The organism is Desulfuromonas acetexigens, from assembly GCF_900111775.1.
Lineage (GTDB): Bacteria > Desulfobacterota > Desulfuromonadia > Desulfuromonadales > Trichloromonadaceae > Trichloromonas > Trichloromonas acetexigens.
The window spans coordinates 61,388-80,981 of record NZ_FOJJ01000001.1 but is presented as its reverse complement, the minus strand read 5'-3'; the positions used below and the strand labels follow the sequence as shown (position 1 = coordinate 80,981).

Sequence of the window (19,594 nt, the reverse complement as noted above, 5' to 3'; positions counted from 1 at the left end):
CGATGAACAGCCACAACAAAGCACCAGATCGGGACCAGGCACCGGCCCTCATTCGCCGGCTGTTGACCACCGCCAAAGCCGACACCGTCTACTGGGATCTTTATCTCGAACGGGCCCGCCAACTGTTGACCCCTCTGCTCTCTCTTGCCGACTACCGCGCCCTGGAGAAAGAGCGGGCCGGCGCCGCCCGGTTGCCGGAACAGATCCGCGAAGCCATGGAAAAAGCGGACTGGGATCTGACCCAGCAATTGAGCGGCCGCTTGGAGGCCCTGCGGCAAAAGGTCGACAGTCGGCGTTCGTTGATTGAGCTGGGGCAGATGCTTTACGACAACCCGCTCGTCCCCGTCGATCCCTTCTCCCCGGGGTTGCAGGGCTTTGCCGGCGTCACCGGCACCGGCCTGGGAGATCTTCAAGAAAAAACCCTCAACGGACTGCGTCTGCTGCTCGAAGAAGATCCGGAATGGCAGGGCTTTTATCAGGCCCGGCTCGCCGCCTTCGACGCCCTGCCCTTGTCCGATGACGACGAAGCGCAGCCGGAAAGCGGACATTTGGCCGGCGTCCAGTTGCAGCACGAAGCCCTCGACGCCTTCAACCGGGGGGATTTCCAGCGTTTGCGGATACTCTCGGAGCAGCTCGCCGAACTGGGCGAAGAGACCGCCGGTCCGTCGGAAGCACTCGGCGGAGAGTCGCCCAGCCAAAAGGTCGAAGATTTTTCCCTGGACTTCCCCGGTGAAACCCTCGCAGCGGCCGCCGCGCTCGGTCTGGTGCCGATGCACGCCGACTCCTGGCGCGACCGCTACGGCCATCTCTGCCGACTGGCCTGGCATCCCGCCATCGGCGGGGAGATAGGACCCTCGGGGGAGACGCAACGGGTCGGGCAGGCCGCCTTTCCCGCCGACACCCCCGAAGCGATGAAGGAACGGATCCGCATGTTCATGATCCACCCCTTCATCAGCTCCGGCGGCAGCCGTTATCTGCCCAATCTGGCGGCGGAGGATTTTCTCGCCGAGAACTTTCCCGACCCGCAGCCGGGACAGGCACCGCCGACAACGCCCTTGCTCGAAGCCCTGGGCCTGCCCCGCCGCACCCAACTCAGCCGGCTGGCCATCGAGCAAGCCCTGAGCGCCCATGGGGTCACCATCATCGAAAGGCTCGGCCTCTCACCGACCAACTTCCGGCTGGTCTGCATCCCCCCCGATCTGCACCTGCGGGTGGGTGAGGCGCAAGGCTGGGGGCAACAGCCGATCTGGACCCACTTCGACGGCTACATGCTGCAACGGGACGGACATCGCATGGCCCTGGCCGGCGGCGACATACGTTTCGGCGGTATCTTCGACATGGTAAGCGTCGGCATGTCCTACGAATCGGAACGGGTCTTTGCGCGCTTCGCCGTAGTCCAGCGCAAACGGATGGCGGCCTGGTAAGATCGGGATGAATTGAAGAAAATGAATCAGGGATGGGGAGACGCGTCGACCGTGCGCCACTCCCCCGTGCGCCAGTCCCGGTGTTGGCGGGGGTGGAAGCGGTCCTTGTAGGCCAGGGAACGGCAGCCGGGAACAAAATAGCCGAGGTAGTACCAGCTCAGTCCCATCGCCCGGGCCTGCTCGATCTCTTTGAGAATGCTGAAGGTGCCCGGATTGAACGGGGCATAGGCGGGATCGAAAGCGAAATAGACGCTGCTCAGGCAGTCGGCGCCGATGTCGAGAAAACCGATTCCGGCCGTCTCTTCCTCCACGACGATCTCCGACTGCATGGCGGGACAGGAAGGGAGATAGAAATTGAGCAGGAACTCCTCGGGATTAGCCTCCAGTCCAAAACGCTCTCGGGCATGCTCCCGATAGATGGCGTAGGCGCGATCCGACAACCGCAGGGGCCCGAAGTTCACGCCGAGGGACGCGGCTTTTTTCAAGACTCGGCGCTGTTCCCGGGTGGGAGTGAATTCCGCGACGGGGATCCTCAACGGGGTACAGGCGCGGCAATCGGGGCAGGCGGGACGAAAATAATAGAGACCGAACTTGCGCCAACCCTCGGCCAGATAACGGGAAAGTTCGACCCCGTCGAGTTGGCCGGCGAGAAAAAATTCGTAGCGTTTTTTCCGCCCGGGAAGATAGGGGCAGTCGCCCGGCTCTTCGAACTGCAGAGGTTGGATTAAGCGCATCGACGGCCGCCTTGACAGAATCGGAAAGATTAGTCATTTTGATGAGGGCGGTCAGCATCGCACAAGACCCGGGCGGTCGTCAACCACGCCCGTCGCGCCCAAACCGCCGCCGCTGCGGCAGGGGTTCATTTTCATAACAAGGAGGGATGATACGATGCTCTACTGGCACTGGCTGACCCTGGGATTGCTGCTGATCCTGGCCGAGCTCTTCATCCCCAGCTTCACCATCTTCTGGTTCGGCCTCGGCGCCCTGCTCGTTGGTGGGCTGGTCCTGCTCCTTGGCGAGATGGCCTTGAGCTGGCAGATTTTCATCTGGGCCATCGCCTCCTGCCTCTTCACTTTCCTCTGGTTCCGTTTTTTCAAACCGCGCATGACCGACCGCACCAAAGCCGGCCTCTCCCGCGAAGCCATTGTCGGCGAAAGCGGCCAGGTCATCTACCCCCCGGAAGAAGGACGACGGGGCACGGTCCGTTTCGCCAAACCCCTGCTCGGTTCCGACGAATGGTCCTTCATCTGCGAACAACCGGTCGCCATCGGCGATCGGGTCTTCGTCAAGGACGTTTCGGGGAATACGTTGATAGTTGAGAGGCGAGGCTAAAAAGGCTGAAGGCTGAAGGCTGAAGTGAAGGATAAAGGATAAAGGATAAAGGAATGACGGCAGGCTCTCGTTGAGACTGCAACATCTTTTTTTCAAATCTTAATGGTAGATCCTCGTTCCTGGTTCCTCGTTCCTGGTTCCTCGTTCCTGGTTCCTCGTTCCTGGTTCCTCGTTCCTGGTTCCTCGTTCCTGCCCCCACAAGGAGATCGAAAGCATGGAAGGATTGGTCGTTGTCGTTGTTTTTCTGGTACTGGTGGCCGTTACCATCTCGCTCGGCGTGCGCATCGTTCCTCAGGGCTACAAGCATGTGGTCCAGCGGCTTGGCAAATATCACAGCACCTTGGGTCCGGGCCTGAACATCATCATCCCCTACATCGACATGGTCGCCCACAAGGTCACGACCAAGGACATCGTCCTCGACATCCCCTCCCAGGAAGTCATCACCAAGGACAACGCGGTGATCGTCGCCAACGCCGTCGCCTACATCAATATCGTTTCGCCGGAAAAGGCGGTCTACGGCATCGAGGATTACCGCATCGCCATCCGCACCCTGGTTCAGACCTCGCTGCGCTCCATCGTCGGCGAAATGGACCTCGATGACGCCCTTTCCTCCCGGGACATGATCAAAGCCAAACTCAAGGAAGCCATCTCCGACGACATCGCCGATTGGGGGATCACCTTGAAGACCGTGGAGATTCAGGATATCAACCCCTCCCCGACCATGCAGAAGGCGATGGAAGAACAGGCCGCCGCCGAGCGGGGTCGGCGCGCCACCGTCACCCGCGCCGAAGGGGAAAAATCCGCCGCCATCCTCCAGGCCGACGGCCGCCTCGAAGCCTCCAGGCGTGACGCCCAGGCCCAGGTGGTGCTGGCCGAGGCGAGCCAGCGGGCGATCACCAAGGTGACGGAAGCGATTCAGGCGAATGAGCTGCCGGTCATGTACCTGCTCGGCGAAAAATATATCGACGCGGTAAAAAACATCTCCAGCGCCCCCAACGCCAAGATCGTCCTCTTGCCGGCCGATATTCCGGCGGCGGTACGCGGGCTGATGGGCCACCTGAACAAATGAGGCGAAAAAAATCGGGGGCATCGCCGAAACAGCTTTCCCTTGAAGAATGGGAAAACCTCTGCAAGCGCTGCGGTCTATGCTGCTTCGAGAAGTGGGTGGAAGAAGACGGCACCATCCGGCCGACGGATATCCCCTGCCGCTTTCTCGATATCGTCACCCGCGAGTGCAAGGTTTATCACAAGCGGTTCGAGGTCGATGAGGGATGTGTCAAGCTGACTCCGGATGTGGTCGAAACCGTGCAGTGGCTTCCCCCCGACTGCGCTTATGTCAAGCGGATTCATGGACACCGATGATTGTCGCGGTCTCAAGTTTCAAGTTTCAGGCTTTAAGTCTTTTTTACCGAATTGAACATGGAGGAAGGATTCATGCAGATGCGCAAAATCTCTAAACTTATCCGTTTCTTTCTGGGCTGTTGTCTGCTGACGCTCGCCACCGTCAGTCCGGTCGCCGCCGACTCCGACGAGGCGCCCGCCAAGATTGCCGAAGCGCTGGAAAAGGCCTATCCCAAACTTGAATTCCAGAAGATTTTCACCAGCCCCGTCGCCGGACTCTACGAAGTGGCGGCCGGTGGGAAAATCCTCTATTTCGCCCCGGAAACCGGACACATGCTCGCCGGGGAACTGTGGACCAAGGACGGCGTCAACCTGAGCAAGGAACGCCTCGGCAAACTCATGGGTGAGAAGCTCAAGCTGCTGCCCCTGGATAAAGCGGTCAAGATCGGTACCGGCAAGAACACCGTCATCGAAGTCACCGACCCCGATTGCACCTTCTGCCGCAAAGGCTCGGAGTTCTTCGCCCAGCGCAAGGACACGACCCGCTACATCTTCTTTCTGCCGCTGAGAATGCACCCCAACGCCGAGCAGAAGGCGCGCTACATCCTTTCCGCCAACGACCCGGCCGTCGCCTATGAGGAAATCATGTCCGGCCGTTACGACGAAGGCCCCGTCCCTCCCTTCACCGACAATGGCGTCATGGAAAGCCACAAGCAGGCAACGGAGCTGCTCGGCCTGACCGGAACGCCCAACTACTGGATCAACGGTACCTTCGTCGCCGGCGCCAATATCAAGGCGATCGAACAGCTGCTCAAGTGACGAGCAAAAAACAGGCCTGGTTCGGCTGGTGCCTGTACGATTGGGCCAATTCCGCCTTCGCCACGGTGATCTTGGCGGCGGTCTTGCCCGTTTACTTCGTCAGCCTGGTGCCGGAAGGGGGAGCGCCGCTCTCCCTCTTCGGGCAGAGCCGAACCATGCCGGCTTCGGCCCTGTGGGGCTACGCCGTCTCCCTGTCGATGGTGCTGGTCGCCGTCACCGCCCCCTGGCTCGGCGTCCTCGCCGACCGTCAGGGGCGACGGCGTCAGCTGCTGATCTTTTTCGCCCTGCTTGGGGCGACGGCGACCACCCTCCTGGCCCTGGCCGGACCGGGCCGTTATCTGCTCGCGGCGGCCCTTTTCATCGTCGCCAACGTCGGTTTCGCCGCCGGCAACATCTTCTACAACGCCTTTTTACCGGCCCTGGCCGAAAGTCATGAAATCGACCGGCTTTCGGCCCGGGGCTTCGCCTTCGGCTACATCGGCGGCGGCCTCATGCTGCTCATCGCCTTCGCCATGATCCAGGGCTACGAATTTTTCGGCTTCCCTGATCGCGGCGCCGCAACCCGCGCCGGTTTTCTGCTCACCGGGCTGTGGTGGGTGGTCTTCGCCATCCCCACCTTCCGCCATGTGCGGGACAGCGCCTTCCTGCATCCCCCCGCCCCGTTGCCGACCGGTTTCCGGGGCTACCTGCGCACTTTCGGCGAACTGCGCCATTATCCCGATCTGCTGCGTTTTCTCGTCGCCTACCTTTTCTACAACGACGGCATCCAGACGATCATCGTTGTCTCGGCCATCTTCGCCCGGGAAGAACTTGGCCTCTCCCAGGTGAGCATCCTCGGCTGCTTTCTCATGATCCAGTTCGTTGCCATGCCCGGCTCCCTCCTTTTCGGGCGCCTGGCGGAAAAACAGGGGGCCAAGGGCGCGGTCATGCTCAGCCTGATCCTCTTCATCGCCGTCAGCGCCTATGCCTTCACCATGCAGCACGACTGGGAATTCTGGATTCTCGGGCTGGTCGTGGCTCTGATCCTCGGCGGCAGCCAGGCCATCAGCCGTTCGCTCTTCGCCAGTCTCGTCCCCGTCACCAAAACCGCCGAATTTTTCTCCTTCTACGCCATCAGCGGCAAATTCGCCTCGATCTTCGGACCGCTCCTCTTCGCCCTGATCGCCGACCTCACCGGCTCCTCCCGCCACGCCATCCTCGCGCTCGCCGGCTTTTTCCTCATCGGCATCATTCTCCTCACCGGCGTCGACATGAGGCGCGGAAAAGCCGTCGCTTGCGGCCAGGTTGCCGAATCCTGAGAACAAAATCACCCCCTCTCCCTTTACCTGGGACTTAAAATGACGACCCGAGTACTCCTGATCGAAAAAAATGAAAAAGCCGCCGCGACTCTGATCAACTATTTCCGCCTCGTCGGCGTGGCCACGGAACGGGTCAACGAACCGGACGATGCCCTCGCGCGTCTGTCACCCCGCCCCCCCGACCTGATCCTGCTGAGTCTGCGGCCGCCGGCGCGGGACGCCGTCGATTTTCTCAAAACATTGCGCCGCTCCCCGCAAAACCGTCAGATTCCCATTCTGACCCTCTCCTCCGTCTATCGCGGCGAGCCCTATGTCGAGATCTTGCGCAAGCTCGGCTCCGTCCGCCATCTCGAAACCCCTTTTCCCATGAGCCAACTGCTCGCCGCCGTGCGCTTCGTCCTGCCGCAGCTGACCACCGTCGCCATGCCCATTCACCGCCATCTGCGGCGGGCTTTTCTCACCCGCTTCACCGGTACCCACCGCCTGCACGGACTCAGCGGTGAGCGCACGCTGGTCTATTTCGACGGGGTCCCCATCCATCTTGCCCCCGGTTTTTTTCATGACGACCTGGGCCGTTTCCTGCGCCACCGCAACCTGATTTCCAGCGAAGAAAACGGCTGCCTGCGCGCCGCCTCGGGTCGCGGCCATGATCTTCTGGTTCAGATGGGCTGTCTCGACCACGCCGAGCTGTTGCAGGAAAAACTCCTCTACCTGAGCGAAGAACTGATCGCCGGCTTCTCCCAGCCGCCAACGGCCGTGACCGAGCAGGCCTTCCCCTGCCCTCCCGGCTTTCAGCCGCTGGCGGTGAACCTGCCGGAAATCTTCTACCAGGGCTACCACCGCCACGGCGATCTCCCCGCCTTTCGCCGACAACTGGCGAACTGGGGCTACCGCTACCCCGCCGTGACTGGCAACTACTACCGCTTCATCAATTTCCTCACCCTCTCCGAAGGGGAAAAACGCTTCCTTGCCGGGCTGGATGGAAAACGCCCCCTGCGTGAGCTGCTGATCGGGGAGAACGGCCTCGAACCGCTGTTGCTGACCCTCTCGGCCCTCGGCATGCTGTGCCTTTCGGAAGAGCCGACATCCGCAGCCCCGCCCCCGGCTTTGCCCCTGCGCCGGTTCTTCAACGCGCCGCCGACGGGAGAGGATGACCGTCCCCTCGAAAATTTTGCCGATCTGCTCGACGCCGTGCCCGATGTCGCCGGTCTTCCTTCCGCCGCCGGAAGTCCGGGGGAGGAACTGCCCGAACCGGCGGAGATCGCCGCGCTTCTCGACGGCATCCGGCAAAAGAATTATTACGAGATCTTCGGCATGACTCCCGCAACCTTCAGGTCGGCCTCGTTGCGCGACCGCTATTTCCACTTCACCCGGCGTCTGGCTCCCACGGTGTTGATGCGTCTGTCCGGCGAAACCGCGCTTCAAGCCCAGGAGATCCTCGCCAACGTCACCACCGCTTACAACACCCTGGCCGATCCCGTGAAAAAAGAGGCCTACGACGAACTTCTCGGACAAAGCCCCCTCCCCGTCGCGCCCGACCGCCTGCACGCCCAGGTTCAGGCCCAAGCCGGACTGGCCTATCTCGAGCGACGGGAGTGGGGAGCGGCGGAACAGGCTCTGCGCGAGGCCTGCAATCTCGAACCCTTCAACGGCGCATGGCTGGCCCATCTCGCCTGGGCCCTTTACTGCGATTCCCGGGGCGGCGCTGGCCAGACGCGTCGCGACAAGGCCCGGCAGACTGTCAACCGCGCCCTCGGCCTGGAACGGAGTGCGCACGGCCATGCCTACAAAGGCTGTATGATGTTCGACTCCCGCCAGATTCTCGAGGCGCTGGACGAGTTCCGCGAAGCCCTGCGCCTCGACCCCGGTCTCACTTTGGCGCGCGAGGGATTGAAGCAGGCCTCGGTTCCAAAAGATGGGGGATTTTTCCGCCGACTCTTTCCCCGGCGAGAAGACACCGGAAGGGGCATTTTCCCATAAGGTTCTGGACTTGCGCGCCTTGTTGCGGTAATTTAACAGACTCTCAATCGCGTGCTACGCGACCGTTTCCCACTTGATGCTTTCACAAAAAGCATCAAGTTGAATGGCTAAGCAAAAAGCGCCAAATGCAAGGCGCGCCATCGTCGAGCAATGAGGCGTACTGACGTACGTCGAAGCCGCGAGATGATGGCAGCAACGCAGCAGTTGGTGAGTTTTTGCGACGCCATCATCTCTTACGCCACAGGGAATCTTCATGCGCAAAACGATTATCTCTACCGTCTCGATCATGGTCTTTGGCATGGCCCTGGTCTTTTTCGTCCATTCCTCCAACAACCGCTTCGCCCTGGTGGTTAATGAAGATGGGGTGACCTACCAGCTCGACAAACGCAGCGGCAAAACCTGGCTGATCGAGGGGAATAAAAAGACCCCGTTGGATGACCCCGCCGCCCCCCGGCCGAAGCTGGAAAAGTTCGAGATGGCGTCGGAAGAACTGAAAAAGCTCCAGGTCGAAGGGCGCATCAACAAGGGCACCTTTTTCGGCAAGCTCTACAACGGCACCGATCAGCCCCTCACCCGGGTGACCTTCAAGGTCAACGCCCGGGAAGCGGATGGCCGCCTGCGCTGGAGCCGGGATTTTACCGAAGGGATGTTCGTCAAGCCGCAGACCACGGGACGTTTCGCCATCACCGTGACCGACGGCGACGATGTCGGTGAAGTCAGCTGGACCATCATAAAAGCCTTCACCCGCCCCCTGACCAACGGCTCCCCGGCGGGACGGTAAAATTCAAACTGGTAATAATCAGTGAACACTCCCCCCTTTAACAAAGGGGGGTGGGGGGGGATTTCCCCTGAGACTTCCGCAAGCAAATCCCCCTCGTTCCCCCTTTTTCAAAGGGGGAGGTTTCCGTGACCTCGTTACCTCTTATAGTCTTGAATCGTATCCCATTGCATTCCATTTTCCGGAGAGAACCCATGAGTATCCTCTTTACCCTGGCCGGACTGGCCCTGGTCGCCGTCCTTTTCTTTTTTCCCGAACTGCTTCCTCCGCAGCCTGAACTCCTTCCGCAACTGCACATCGCCGCCGTCGCCCTCCTCGGCATCGCCGCGCTGCTGCAGTTGGTCGCCCTCTTCCGGCGGAAACCGGCGGTCGAGCCGGCTGCGCCGGTGAAGGCTGCCGCCGCTCCGGCGGAACCGGTCGTGCCCCGTCCCGCCCCGGAAAAACTCGCCCAGGCCCAGGTGGTACAGTTTCTCGGCCGCCTGCAGGAGAAAGGCCGGCTGGTCGACTTCGTCATGGATGACATCACCCCCTATAGCAACGAAGAGATCGGCGCCGCCGCGCGCGTGGTGCACCAGGGCTGCAAAGAGGTTCTGGCCGAAAGTTTCGACATCCGCGCCCTCCATCCCGGCAGCGAAGGGGAAGACCTGACCCTGGCCGCCGACTTCGACGCCCGCGCCTACCGGCTGGTGGGCAAGGTCCCCGAGCATCCCCCCTTTACCGGCCGGGTGCTCCATCGCGGCTGGAAGACCGCCCGCGTGAACCTGCCCCAACTCACCGACGAGGCCCGCGAAGTGATCGCCCCGGCCGAAGTGGAAATTGCCTAGACAGCGGAGGCCGGAACCATGACTAAACGCTTCGCCCTGGGCATCGACCTCGGCACTTCCAACTCGGCCCTGGCCTACCGCCCCCTCGACGGCGACGAAACCCCCCAGGTGCTGCCCGTTCCCCAGCTGCTCTCCTTCCAGTCCCTCGGCGAGCGGGATACCCTGCCCTCGGCCATCTATCTCCCCCTCGAGCAGGAAGCGGCCGCCACCGGCGCCCGCCTTCCCTGGGAGGAAGGTTCGCCCCTGACCGCCGTCGTCGGTGAATTCGCCCGCGCCCACGGCGCTTTGTCCCCCGAGCGGCTGGTGACTTCGGCCAAATCCTGGCTGTGCAATCCGAACATCGACCCGGAACAGCCCCTGCTCCCCTGGCAATCCGATCTCGGGGAACGGAAAATCTCCCCCCTGACCGCCTCCCGCTGTTATCTGGAGCATCTGCGTCAAGCCTTTTTCCGGCACCTGGAAGCCGCCGGGGAAACGCCCGATCTGGCCGACTGCGAGATCGTCCTCACCGTCCCCGCCTCCTTCGACGAGGTGGCGCGTCTGCACACCCATCTGGCCGCTGAAGCCGCCGGCTGGGGGGAAGTGACCCTGCTCGAAGAGCAACAGGCCGCTTTCTACCACTGGATCGACAGCCACGGCGATCAGTGGCGCGAACAGGTGAGTCCCGGCGATCTGGTGCTGATCTGCGACGTCGGCGGCGGCACCGCCGACTTCAGCCTGGTGGCGGTGGCCGAACGGAATGGCGAGCTGCACCTGGAGCGGGTCAGCGTCGGCGACCACCTGCTTCTCGGCGGCGACAACATGGACCTGGCCCTGGCCCACCACCTCAAGGCCGAGCTTGAAGGACAGGGGCAGAAGATCGACAACTGGCAGTTCCACTCCCTCGTCCACGCCTGTCGTCTCGGCAAGGAAAAACTCTTTGCCGACGGCGATCTCGAACAGTACCCCATCAGTCTCGCCAGCCGCGGTTCCAGCCTCTTCGCCCGCACCCTGACCACGCAGCTGCGCCGGGAGCTGCTCACCCGGGTGCTCCTCGACGGCTTCTTCCCCGCCGTCACCATCGACCAGCATCCCCAACGCCGCCGCCATTTCGGCCTGCGTGAATTCGGCCTCGACTACGCCGCCGAACCGGCCCTGAGCAAGCATCTGGCCGAGTTCCTCGCCCGTAGCTGGCAAAATGTCCAATCCCGCGATGAGCTGCGCGCCCTCGTCGGCGACCGTTTCGGCGAGCACCAGGGGCTGCGCTTCCTGCGCCCGAACGCGGTCCTCTTCAACGGCGGCGTCTTCAAGGCCGCCCCCCTGCGGCAACGGATGCTCGACATCCTCGCCGCCTGGAACGACGGCGCCCCGGTGCGAGAGCTCGCCGGCGCCCATTTCGATCTGGCCGTGGCCAAAGGCGCCGCCGCTTTCGCCGGCATCCGCGCCACCGGCCAGGGGATCCGCATCAAGGCCGGTACCGCCCGCTCCTACTACATCGGCCTCGAATCGACCATGCCCGCCGTTCCCGGCTTCACCCCGCCGCTCAAGGCGATCTGCGTCGTTCCTCAGGGGATGGAGGAAGGGAGCGACATGGCCCTCCCCGACCAGGAATTCGGCCTGATCACCGGGGAGCCGGTGGAGTTCCGCTTCTTCTCGTCAAGCATCCGCGCCGGCGACCAAGTGGGAGATGTGGTCGAAGGGGAGGATGATCTGGAGGAGACCGCGCAACTCGAAGTCACCCTCCCCCCGGCCTCGGGGCAGATCGGCGAGTTTCTTCCCGTGACCCTGCATTCGGTCGTTACCGAACTGGGCACCCTCGAACTCTGGATGCGTCATGCCGCCAGCGGCAAAGAATGGAAAGTGGAGTTCAATGTCCGTCCCCAGTAAACCCCGTTACAGCATCGGCATCGACCTCGGCACCACCAACTGCGTCCTCGCCTATCTCGATCAAAAGGAACCGCGCCGGGGCATCCGCGTCTTTGCCCTGCCCCAGTGGGAATCGGCGGAGAGCCACGGGCGTTTCGAGCTGCTCCCCTCTTTCCTCTGCGCCCTGACGGCGGCGGAGCGGGAGACGGGCTTCGATCCCGCGAGCGGCCCCCATCCCGGCCCCTTCCCCGGCTGGATTCCCGGCCTCTTCGCCCGCGCCCAGACCGCCCTGCGCCCAGGGCGGGTGGTCAGTTCGGCCAAGTCCTGGCTCTGCCACGGCGATATCGACCGCGACGCCCCCATCCTCCCCTGGAAATCGGAGGAGATCCCGGCCGAGCAGCGCCTGTCGCCGATCCAGGTGAGCAGCGCCTATCTCGCCTGCTTCAAGGAAAACTGGAACCGGCTGATGGCCGCCGACGATCCCCGGGCGGCCTTCGAGCATCAGGATGTGGTCATCACCGTCCCCGCCTCCTTCGACGAGGTCGCCCAGCGCCTGACCCTCGAAGCGGCCCGGCTGGCCGGCTATCCCGAAAGCCTGCGCCTGATCGAGGAGCCGCAGGCGGCCTTTTACGCCTGGCTCGACGAGGGGCGCAACCTCACCCAGCTGGCGGAACTCCTCGACCGCCTGCCGGAAAAGCAGGCGCGGGTGCTGGTCTGCGACATCGGCGGCGGCACCACCGACCTCAGCCTCTTCGAGGTGCGCGCGGCCGCCGACTCCCCCATCGGCCTCGCCCTCACCCGCCTGGCGGTCAGCGACCATATCCTCCTCGGCGGCGACAATATCGACCTGACCCTGGCGCATCTGCTTGAACAGAAGCTGTTGCGCGGCCAGGGCAAGCTCTCGGGGCGGCAATGGAACCAGCTCCTCGCCCAGGCCCGCGATCTCAAAGAGCGCCTGCTTGGGGATGAGGCGCCGGAAGACGGCCGCGAATTCCCCATCACCGTCGCCGGCAGCGGCTCCGGCCTCTTCGGCTCGACCCTGAGCGCGAAAATCAGCGCCCGCGAGGTGCGCGACTGCATTGTCGAAGGCTTCTTCCCGTTGTGCACGGCCACCGACCGGCCACGCAAGAGCAGCGGTGGGCTGCGCGAATGGGGCCTGCCCTTCGCCGCCGACAGCGCCGTCACCCGCCATCTCGCCGCCTTCCTCGATGGCCAGCGGATCGACGCGGTCCTCTACAACGGCGGCTCCGTCACCCCCGAGGCCCTGCGCGCGCGCCTTACCGATCTTTTCGGCGCCTGGCAGGAGGGCGAGCGGCCGACGGTCCTCGCCAGCGACTCCCTGGCCATGGCGGTGGCCAAGGGCGCGGCCAAATACGGCTTCCTGCTGCGCCAACCCAAGGGCGGTGAACGCATCGCCGGCGGCCATGCCCACGCCCTCTACCTGGAAGTGAAGCAGAAAAAAAAGGGACACAGCCTGATCTGTGTCCTCCCCCGGGGGATGGAGGCGCACGAAACCATCGTCCTTTCCGAGCAGGCCTTCGATCTGCTGGTCAACCAGCCGGTGCGCTTCCAGTGCTACTACTCGGCCCGCCGCCGGGGGGATCGGCCCGGGGATGTGGTCGCGTGGAACGAGGAGGAATTCCATCCCCTGCCCCCCTTGCAGACCGCCATCCACCTCCCCCTCGACCGCCCGAAACCGGCCAACAACCGCCTGCGGGTCAATCTCGAATGCACCCTCAACGAGCTCGGGCTGTTGCAGCTCCATTGTCTGGAAGAAGGCGGCCCCGGCCGCTGGCGTTTGGATTTCAACCTGCGCAAAAGTCTGCTCGAAGAAGCCCCGCTTACCCTCCCCGCCGCACCGCTGGCTGCCGAAGGCAAAGCTGCCGAGGCCCAGCGACTGATTCAGGCCTTGTACGGCAAGAAACTCGACCCCGATTTCCCCGAACTCAAGCCGAACCAGCTTCTGCGCCGCCTCGAAGAGACCCTCGGCAGCACCCGCGAGAACTGGGACATCCTCACCCTGCGCGGCCTCTGGCCGACTCTGGCCGCGGGCATGACCCGGCGCAACCGCGGCCTCGCCCATGAGCTGGCCTGGCTCCAGCTCGCCGGTTACGCCCTGCGCCCCGGCTACGGCGTCGCCCTCGACGAAACCCGCATCGAAGAAGCCTGGCGGCTCTTCAGCCTCGGCCTGGCCTTCCCCGACGACAAACCCGCCCTCGACCATTGGCACATCTTTTGGCGCCGCATCACCGGAGGGCTCAACGCCCAGCGCCAGGAAAAAATCTACCAAAAGCTGCAGGGGCAGATGCAGGGGGGACGGGAACTCCCCCAGGAACTGGTGCGTCTGCTCGGCTCCCTCGAACGCCTGCCGCTGACGGTGAAACAGTCGCTGGTCAAGAAGCTGCTCGCCGGCTTCACCCGCTTCAAGCACCGCGAACCTTACGCCTGGGCGCTGGGACGCCTCCTCGCCCGCGTCCCCCTCTACGCCGGGCCGGACAGCATCCTGCCGCCGAGCGAGGTAGAAAAGGCCTACCGCGAACTGGCCGCGCTCGACTGGCGCCAGAGCGACTACAGCTCCCTCATCCCCCTCTTCGTCCAGACGGCGCGGCGCACCGATCTGCGCGACGTGGATATTTCCCCCCAGCTGCGCGAAACCCTCCTCGCCAAACTCAAGGAATCAGGCGCCCGCCCCGAGCAGCTGCGCGTCGTACGCGACTGCATCCCCATCGAAGAAGCCGACCGCGTCGCCCAATTCGGCGAATCCCTTCCCGTCGGGTTGTTCTTGGTTACGGGGGGGTAGGAATCCGACGAATCAGGCGCACATCGGTGCGGTCCAGGGATGTAAGGGCGCAGCATGCTGCGCCCCTACCTCGATCAACCACCGCCAAAACAAAACGGCCCGGCCTCTCGGAAGATGAGAGCCGGGCGGACATTCTGTCCTGGCCCCGCAACTTGACGGAAACCACCGGGTAGCTTAAGATTCTCATCAAGACCTGCAAAGGGGGCATAAATGCTGAAACTTTCCATTGATGAAGCAAACAACAAGCTCGGACGGTATCTCGACAAACTGGAAAAGGGGGAAAAAATTCTCCTCTGCCGCAGGAACCGTCCGATCGCGGAAATCCGTTCGTTGCATTCCCCCGCTCTACACAAACCCAGGCCGATTGGACTCGCCAAAGGTCTGTTCAGCGTACCGGAAAGTTTTTTCGAGGAACTTCCCGACGAAATGTTGCGCTCTTTCGCGGGTGAAAACCCTTGAACCTGCTGATCGACACCTGCGCCTTCTTGTGGCTCATCAGCGATGCCCCCGAATTGTCGCAAAACGCCCGCCAGCTTTTCACCAACACGGAGAATCAGGTTTACCTCAGCGTGGCCTCTGCCTGGGAAATCATCGTCAAGAACAAGTTAGGCAAGCTCCCCCTGCCCGAACCGGCCCACGATTTTGTCCATAACTGGCGAAAACGCCATCAGATTGAAACCCTGCCCCTGGATGAACCCGCCGTACTACAGCTTTCCCGCCTGCCGGAATATCACAAAGACCCGTTCGACCGCATTCTCATTTGCCAGGCCATCGCCAACAGCCTGATTATTCTGACACCGGACAGCCAGATCACGCGCTACCCGGTTCGCACCGAATGGTAAACGATCACTCTCCGTAAAAAACAACCGGCCCGGCCTCTCGGAAAACGAGAGCCGGGCCGGTTTCATGACAACCAGCTGAAAAATTGTAGGATGCGGTGACGCAGGAACCGCATCGTTAAGCGTTTTGGAAAAACTTCAAGATTTTCAGGGATGAAGGGGATGAAGGGGATAAAGTCGCTACATCAAGTTCACGCCATCAAAGAAAAGGATTTTCAATCCGCAAGCCATCGAATCGACAACCGTGTTGCAAATCCTCCGTCAACAGGCGGGTAGCGCCGACCGACAACGCGGCTTCAATAATCAATGCATCCCAAAAAGATATTTGCATGGTGCGGGAACGCCCAATGGCCGCCAGGACTTGCGGAACATCCACCGGCGTCACGGACAGTTCGGCAAAGCCGCGCACCGCTTCCTCGGCATCGACAACCGATAGAGGAACGGCAAGTTTGCGCGTTACGGTCACGAAAAACTCCTGTAATACCTGGGTGCTGATGACAAAACGCCCCTCTTCGACCGCCTCCCCAAACACGGCTCTGGCGCGGTTGGCTTTTTCCGGGGAATCGGTATCGAACAGATAGACGAGGACGTTGGTATCGAAAAAGGTCAGCATCATCAACCCCTTTCGTGCAGCTCATCCCGCGACCACCGCGCTTCCCCGCGCCGCGACCGGCAGCGATCAGCGAGGTGCAGTACCCTTCTCGCCGCCTCTTTGTGCCGATTGTGAACCCCCGCATAGGCCGCGAGATAATCCCCCAGCAGAGCATTGACCGAAGTTCCTTGCGCCAGCGCCTTGATCCTTGCCGCCTTCAAGGCTTCATCATCCACGGTGATCGTCAAATTCGCCATCGTCAAACTCCTTTCGTGGTACACGAAAATAGTGTAGCACGACAAGAGAACTATCGCCATTCCGGTTTCCGCCGTAGGGGCGCGTGGCATGCGCCCTGTCCCACCCCGCCACAATCGTACGGTCGGAGATTGTAAGGGCGCAGCATGCTGCGCCCCTGCCCCGCCAAAATAGAACCGGCCCGGTCTCTCGCAAGATGAGAGCCGGGCCGTTTTCATTACAACCTGTCAAAAAATCGTAGGATGCGGTGACGCAGGAACCGCATCGTTATGCATTTCGGAGTGGTGGACTTCAAGCTCTAGATGGATGTAGGGGATGAAAGAAATGAAACAGCTAACGCACACGCCAAGCGTTACCGCTCGGACCGATGACCCCGGTAAAGTCGTCACCATTCGTGGCCGGCGGTTCAATCCCTGCCGCAAGCGGAATGCTTTCAGAACCCAAAACCCGGTCAAAAAAGGTGGTGGTCGTATTGCTATCCACACCGAAATAAGTATCGCCATTGAGATGCTTTGCCACCCCGGTAAAAACGGAGAGGTTGCCGACCGCCGTAGTGGCAACCATAGATACATTATTGCTGAGCCGAAGGGGCATTGCACAGACGTTTCCACCCAAATTCGTAGCGGTAATCCCTGGAATTGCCCCCAAGACAGCCGGCCCTGTGACCCGTGCGCCGGGGCCGCCGGTGGACCCAGCGAAGGCAGCCAGATTCGCCGCTTGCGCACTGACGCCATAGACCTGGAAATCGATAAAAAAAGCAGTCTGTGTCATCAAGAGGTGACGCACATCGGTATGCGTCATGGCATTGAAACTACGAACCCGATAGCTGGCAAGTTGCGGAATGGCAATCGACGCCAGAATGCCGATGATCGCGACCACAATCAGCAATTCAACAAGCGTGAACCCTGCTTCGGATTTACTGAATTTTACCCGCATGTGGAAACTCCAGGTCGGTAAAGGAGGCATTCAGATTCTGGGTGATCAGGTCGGGCAGTCAAAATGTCGTTGAATGCGGTGACGCAAGGAACCACAGCTGGGCTTTTCGAAGGGGTGAATTTGAAGCACTACAGAGATGCAGGGGATGAAAGGGACTCAAACCGCTCACTTGTCCAGCGCGTTTTTAAGACGGAGCATCGGAGGTTCCCATACCAGAATGTAATCGTCTTCGAGGCTCGGCAAGATGGGAAGATATTCCGGAACCAGTTCCTCAAGGGTAGCGGCATCCTGGCCTTGGTGTTCCCGGTAGCGGTCCAGTGATTTCTGGACCTCAATGGCTCGGTTGAAATTATCGATGCCACGCCGGTAGCGGTCTTTGACGAACTCATCCTGCTCGGTCACAAACATGGCTTGCAGCATATCCCGACCGGCGAGAAGGTTGCCGCCGCGCCCCATCAGTTTTCCGGCCAGAGTGCCGAACCAGGACGGGGCTTCGGGCAACTTGGCCATTTTATAAAACAGTTCGGCGGCCTTCACCGGTTCATTCAAATAATAAAAGTAGTTGAAGGCCTGAAAAAACGGATAATACATTTCATTCGGATGTTCCTTGACCGCACGTTCGTGGATATCGTTGGCCCGCTGGGCGTACTCGGGAGAAATAGTAGCCAAAAAAGACTGGCAATAGTGATAGGGATCGATGAATTTCGGGTACAGCTCAGTCATGACCTCGAAATTTTGCGCCAGATTCTCGGCGTAACTCAGCTCATCGACGTCTTTCAGGGGTCCACCGGCGAAGATGGCCACCTTGACGAACAAAGCGAAGCCCGTCAAATGGCTGCCATAGCCGCTGGCGATTTTCAGCACGGGGGCCGGGGCGGCGGGCGACAGATAAAAATCGTTCCAGTTGGATTTGCCTTCCTGCAACCCCCAGACCGCCAGATAGAGGACTAGGCAAAGGATAAATACGAACTTTTTCATTTGAGATCCCGACGGCCGTAGATCCCCGCCGCGAGCGTCAGGGTCAACACGCAATAGAGCACGACATACGCCAGGTTGAGCAGCAGGGAAGAGGCGGCGGGCCACTGATTGGCGACCACCACCAGCCCTTTGTAATCGAAGCGGGAAAAGTTGGGGAAGACCAGAGTCATGCCCACGAGGGCTTTTTGAACCAACTCGGAGCCGCCCTTGAAAAATTCCAGGGCGACCGGCAGGCCGTTACAGATGAGGTAGTAGGAAAGGGTCACCAGCAGCACCGTGAAGCCGCCACGAATCATCCCCGAAAAGAGTACGATCACGGCGAGGATCATCGCCTCGATGCTCAGCACCCCCCACCAGGAGAGCAGATATTCCCAGACGCCCAGGCGGGCGAAAAACGCCACCCCCACCCAGGATTTGATCAGGTAGAGAACGCCGAAACCGGCGATCCCCAAGATAACGTTGAGCAACACCAGCAAGCCGGCAAGCCCGGCGAAGACGCCGAGAACGTAATCGGTACGCGACAGGGGATGAGCCAGCAGGGTATGAATCACCCGCCGATCTTCCCCCCAACTCATCACCTGCACGGCGTGAAAAAGCAGAAAGACCATCCCGGCGCACCAGCCAATAGTCACCACGAAATCGACCGAAACCCGGCCGATGTCGCGAGGGACAAAGGCGAAAAAGAAAAGGCCGCTGACGATGATCGCCAAGGCCAGAAGCACCAGCCCCATCAGGGCATGACGGCGCATGCCGTCGACCAGCACCAGCCGGGCCAGCGCCGAAATTCTTCCCAGGGCATTATTCATGGCGCGTTCACCTCGATGGCTTTCAGGAACCCCTCGACAATGCTAGGAACATTGAAGGTCGCGGCCAGTTCCGCCGACGTTCCCTCGAAACGTTTTTCCCCCTTGTGCAGAATCAACAGGCGATCCGCCAGCCGATCCACGTCTTCGAGAATGTGGGTGCAAAAAAGTATTGTCTTGCCCTGGCCCTTGAGATCGTGGATCAAGTTACCGATGCTCGCCCGGCCGATGGGGTCGAGGCCGCTCATCGGTTCGTCGAGGATGAGCAAGGAGGGATCATGCACCAGCGCCAGCACGAAACTGGCCCGCTGCTGCATCCCCTTGGAGAAGGTCCGGATCGGGCGTTTGCGGGCTTCCCACAAGTCAAGAGTGCGCAGCCAGCGTTCGGACTGTTCGGCGATGGTCGCTTTCGGCAACCGGTGGGTCGCGCCGACGAAGCGCAGCATGTCGAGAATGGTCAGGCTGGAAGGGAAACTGGCGATCTCGGGGAGATAGCCGATGTCGTGACGCAACGCACTTTCCGCTGGACTCCGCCCGTCCAGGGTGATGCTTCCTCGATCGGGTCGGATGAAGTCCATGAGCAGACGGATGCAGGTACTCTTCCCCGCCCCGTTCGCCCCGATCAGGCCCAACGTTTCACCATGCCGGACCGAGAAAGATACCCCGCGCAAGGCTGGTTGCGAAACCGTGCCCAGTTCACGTTCGTAGGTCTTCCAGACCTCGGAAAAGACAACACCTTCGGACATAGAA

Annotated in this window: 20 protein-coding genes; 13 read left to right on the top strand and 7 right to left on the bottom strand. The window is 61.5% G+C overall.

Going from position 1 to position 19,594, the window contains the following annotated elements:
* Positions 1-2 precede the first annotated feature (2 nt).
* A complete protein-coding gene (locus tag BQ4888_RS00385) occupies positions 3-1,424 on the top strand; it encodes a hypothetical protein (protein ID WP_092052258.1) in 1,422 nt (473 codons plus the stop codon).
* A 26-nt stretch (positions 1,425-1,450) separates the two neighbouring features.
* Here BQ4888_RS00385 and BQ4888_RS00380 read toward each other — a convergent pair whose 3' ends face one another.
* Entirely contained in the window at positions 1,451-2,158 is a 708-nt protein-coding gene (locus tag BQ4888_RS00380) for an arginyltransferase (RefSeq protein ID WP_092052257.1), read from the bottom strand.
* 154 nt (positions 2,159-2,312) lie between these two features.
* Here BQ4888_RS00380 and BQ4888_RS00375 point away from each other — a divergent pair, with 154 nt between their 5' ends.
* From BQ4888_RS00375 to BQ4888_RS00320, 12 genes are all read left to right on the top strand, one after another.
* Complete coding sequence (locus BQ4888_RS00375; RefSeq protein ID WP_092052255.1) at positions 2,313-2,756, top strand: NfeD family protein; 444 nt, start codon at positions 2,313-2,315, stop codon at positions 2,754-2,756.
* A 214-nt stretch (positions 2,757-2,970) separates the two neighbouring features.
* Positions 2,971-3,825: an SPFH domain-containing protein gene (locus tag BQ4888_RS00370; RefSeq protein WP_092052252.1), complete on the top strand. Its 855-nt coding sequence runs from the start codon at positions 2,971-2,973 to the stop codon at positions 3,823-3,825.
* Complete coding sequence (locus tag BQ4888_RS00365; protein WP_092052251.1) at positions 3,822-4,118, top strand: YkgJ family cysteine cluster protein; 297 nt, start codon at positions 3,822-3,824, stop codon at positions 4,116-4,118. The genes BQ4888_RS00370 and BQ4888_RS00365 overlap by 4 nt, the downstream gene beginning before the upstream one ends.
* Positions 4,119-4,190: 72 nt before the next feature.
* The gene (locus BQ4888_RS00360) at positions 4,191-4,916 is read left to right on the top strand and encodes a DsbC family protein (RefSeq protein WP_170232754.1); all 726 of its coding nucleotides are present in this window, start codon (positions 4,191-4,193) and stop codon (positions 4,914-4,916) included.
* On the top strand, positions 4,853-6,214 hold the full coding sequence (locus BQ4888_RS00355) for an MFS transporter (protein ID WP_092052247.1): 1,362 nt from the start codon (positions 4,853-4,855) through the stop codon (positions 6,212-6,214). The genes BQ4888_RS00360 and BQ4888_RS00355 overlap by 64 nt, the downstream gene beginning before the upstream one ends.
* 39 nt (positions 6,215-6,253) lie before the next feature.
* Entirely contained in the window at positions 6,254-8,194 is a 1,941-nt protein-coding gene (locus BQ4888_RS00350; protein WP_092052244.1) for a response regulator, read from the top strand.
* 253 nt (positions 8,195-8,447) lie between these two features.
* Positions 8,448-8,975, top strand: a complete 528-nt coding sequence (locus BQ4888_RS00345; protein ID WP_092052241.1) for a hypothetical protein — start codon at positions 8,448-8,450, stop codon at positions 8,973-8,975.
* A gap of 191 nt (positions 8,976-9,166) precedes the next feature.
* Positions 9,167-9,796 carry a DUF2760 domain-containing protein gene (locus tag BQ4888_RS00340; RefSeq protein ID WP_092052239.1) on the top strand — a complete coding sequence of 210 codons (630 nt, stop codon included), beginning with the start codon at positions 9,167-9,169 and terminating at the stop codon, positions 9,794-9,796.
* A gap of 18 nt (positions 9,797-9,814) precedes the next feature.
* Positions 9,815-11,662 (top strand): Hsp70 family protein, encoded by a 1,848-nt coding sequence (locus BQ4888_RS00335; RefSeq protein WP_092052237.1) that lies wholly within the window; start codon positions 9,815-9,817, stop codon positions 11,660-11,662.
* On the top strand, positions 11,646-14,441 hold the full coding sequence (locus BQ4888_RS00330; RefSeq protein WP_170232752.1) for a hsp70 family protein: 2,796 nt from the start codon (positions 11,646-11,648) through the stop codon (positions 14,439-14,441). Before BQ4888_RS00335 ends, BQ4888_RS00330 begins: the two co-directional genes overlap by 17 nt.
* Positions 14,442-14,651: 210 nt before the next feature.
* Positions 14,652-14,900: a type II toxin-antitoxin system Phd/YefM family antitoxin gene (locus BQ4888_RS00325; RefSeq protein ID WP_092052233.1), complete on the top strand. Its 249-nt coding sequence runs from the start codon at positions 14,652-14,654 to the stop codon at positions 14,898-14,900.
* Positions 14,897-15,283: a type II toxin-antitoxin system VapC family toxin gene (locus tag BQ4888_RS00320; RefSeq protein ID WP_092052230.1), complete on the top strand. Its 387-nt coding sequence runs from the start codon at positions 14,897-14,899 to the stop codon at positions 15,281-15,283. Before BQ4888_RS00325 ends, BQ4888_RS00320 begins: the two co-directional genes overlap by 4 nt.
* A gap of 196 nt (positions 15,284-15,479) precedes the next feature.
* On the opposite strand, the gene BQ4888_RS00315 is transcribed toward BQ4888_RS00320, so the two are convergent.
* The 6 genes from BQ4888_RS00315 to BQ4888_RS00290 all read right to left on the bottom strand — a co-directional run bounded on the left by BQ4888_RS00315 (position 15,480) and on the right by BQ4888_RS00290 (position 19,590).
* Positions 15,480-15,896 (bottom strand): PIN domain-containing protein, encoded by a 417-nt coding sequence (locus BQ4888_RS00315; protein WP_092052227.1) that lies wholly within the window; start codon positions 15,894-15,896, stop codon positions 15,480-15,482.
* Positions 15,896-16,129: a hypothetical protein gene (locus tag BQ4888_RS00310; protein WP_140396573.1), complete on the bottom strand. Its 234-nt coding sequence runs from the start codon at positions 16,127-16,129 to the stop codon at positions 15,896-15,898. Before BQ4888_RS00310 ends, BQ4888_RS00315 begins: the two co-directional genes overlap by 1 nt.
* Positions 16,130-16,460: 331 nt before the next feature.
* Complete coding sequence (locus BQ4888_RS17835) at positions 16,461-17,063, bottom strand: type IV pilin protein (RefSeq protein ID WP_092052223.1); 603 nt, start codon at positions 17,061-17,063, stop codon at positions 16,461-16,463.
* A gap of 165 nt (positions 17,064-17,228) precedes the next feature.
* Positions 17,229-18,041, bottom strand: a complete 813-nt coding sequence (locus tag BQ4888_RS00300; protein ID WP_092052221.1) for a hypothetical protein — start codon at positions 18,039-18,041, stop codon at positions 17,229-17,231.
* Positions 18,038-18,847 carry a hypothetical protein gene (locus BQ4888_RS00295; RefSeq protein WP_092052219.1) on the bottom strand — a complete coding sequence of 270 codons (810 nt, stop codon included), beginning with the start codon at positions 18,845-18,847 and terminating at the stop codon, positions 18,038-18,040. The genes BQ4888_RS00300 and BQ4888_RS00295 overlap by 4 nt, the downstream gene beginning before the upstream one ends.
* Positions 18,844-19,590, bottom strand: coding sequence for an ABC transporter ATP-binding protein (locus tag BQ4888_RS00290; protein WP_092052217.1), 747 nt, complete (start codon positions 19,588-19,590; stop codon positions 18,844-18,846). Before BQ4888_RS00290 ends, BQ4888_RS00295 begins: the two co-directional genes overlap by 4 nt.
* Between the last annotated feature and the right edge of the window lie 4 nt (positions 19,591-19,594).

What these genes read in the sequence shown, in the direction of transcription:
- BQ4888_RS00385 (WP_092052258.1), top strand. Translation starts at nt 3, where the DNA reads ATGAACAGCCACAACAAAGCACCAGATCGGGACCAGGCACCGGCCCTC.
- BQ4888_RS00380 (WP_092052257.1), bottom strand. Translation starts at nt 2,158, where the DNA reads ATGCGCTTAATCCAACCTCTGCAGTTCGAAGAGCCGGGCGACTGCCCC.
- BQ4888_RS00375 (WP_092052255.1), top strand. Translation starts at nt 2,313, where the DNA reads ATGCTCTACTGGCACTGGCTGACCCTGGGATTGCTGCTGATCCTGGCC.
- BQ4888_RS00370 (WP_092052252.1), top strand. Translation starts at nt 2,971, where the DNA reads ATGGAAGGATTGGTCGTTGTCGTTGTTTTTCTGGTACTGGTGGCCGTT.
- BQ4888_RS00365 (WP_092052251.1), top strand. Translation starts at nt 3,822, where the DNA reads ATGAGGCGAAAAAAATCGGGGGCATCGCCGAAACAGCTTTCCCTTGAA.
- BQ4888_RS00360 (WP_170232754.1), top strand. Translation starts at nt 4,191, where the DNA reads ATGCAGATGCGCAAAATCTCTAAACTTATCCGTTTCTTTCTGGGCTGT.
- BQ4888_RS00350 (WP_092052244.1), top strand. Translation starts at nt 6,254, where the DNA reads ATGACGACCCGAGTACTCCTGATCGAAAAAAATGAAAAAGCCGCCGCG.
- BQ4888_RS00345 (WP_092052241.1), top strand. Translation starts at nt 8,448, where the DNA reads ATGCGCAAAACGATTATCTCTACCGTCTCGATCATGGTCTTTGGCATG.
- BQ4888_RS00340 (WP_092052239.1), top strand. Translation starts at nt 9,167, where the DNA reads ATGAGTATCCTCTTTACCCTGGCCGGACTGGCCCTGGTCGCCGTCCTT.
- BQ4888_RS00335 (WP_092052237.1), top strand. Translation starts at nt 9,815, where the DNA reads ATGACTAAACGCTTCGCCCTGGGCATCGACCTCGGCACTTCCAACTCG.
- BQ4888_RS00330 (WP_170232752.1), top strand. Translation starts at nt 11,646, where the DNA reads ATGTCCGTCCCCAGTAAACCCCGTTACAGCATCGGCATCGACCTCGGC.
- BQ4888_RS00325 (WP_092052233.1), top strand. Translation starts at nt 14,652, where the DNA reads ATGCTGAAACTTTCCATTGATGAAGCAAACAACAAGCTCGGACGGTAT.
- BQ4888_RS00315 (WP_092052227.1), bottom strand. Translation starts at nt 15,896, where the DNA reads ATGATGCTGACCTTTTTCGATACCAACGTCCTCGTCTATCTGTTCGAT.
- BQ4888_RS00310 (WP_140396573.1), bottom strand. Translation starts at nt 16,129, where the DNA reads ATGGCGAATTTGACGATCACCGTGGATGATGAAGCCTTGAAGGCGGCA.
- BQ4888_RS17835 (WP_092052223.1), bottom strand. Translation starts at nt 17,063, where the DNA reads ATGCGGGTAAAATTCAGTAAATCCGAAGCAGGGTTCACGCTTGTTGAA.
- BQ4888_RS00300 (WP_092052221.1), bottom strand. Translation starts at nt 18,041, where the DNA reads ATGAAAAAGTTCGTATTTATCCTTTGCCTAGTCCTCTATCTGGCGGTC.
- BQ4888_RS00295 (WP_092052219.1), bottom strand. Translation starts at nt 18,847, where the DNA reads ATGAATAATGCCCTGGGAAGAATTTCGGCGCTGGCCCGGCTGGTGCTG.
- BQ4888_RS00290 (WP_092052217.1), bottom strand. Translation starts at nt 19,590, where the DNA reads ATGTCCGAAGGTGTTGTCTTTTCCGAGGTCTGGAAGACCTACGAACGT.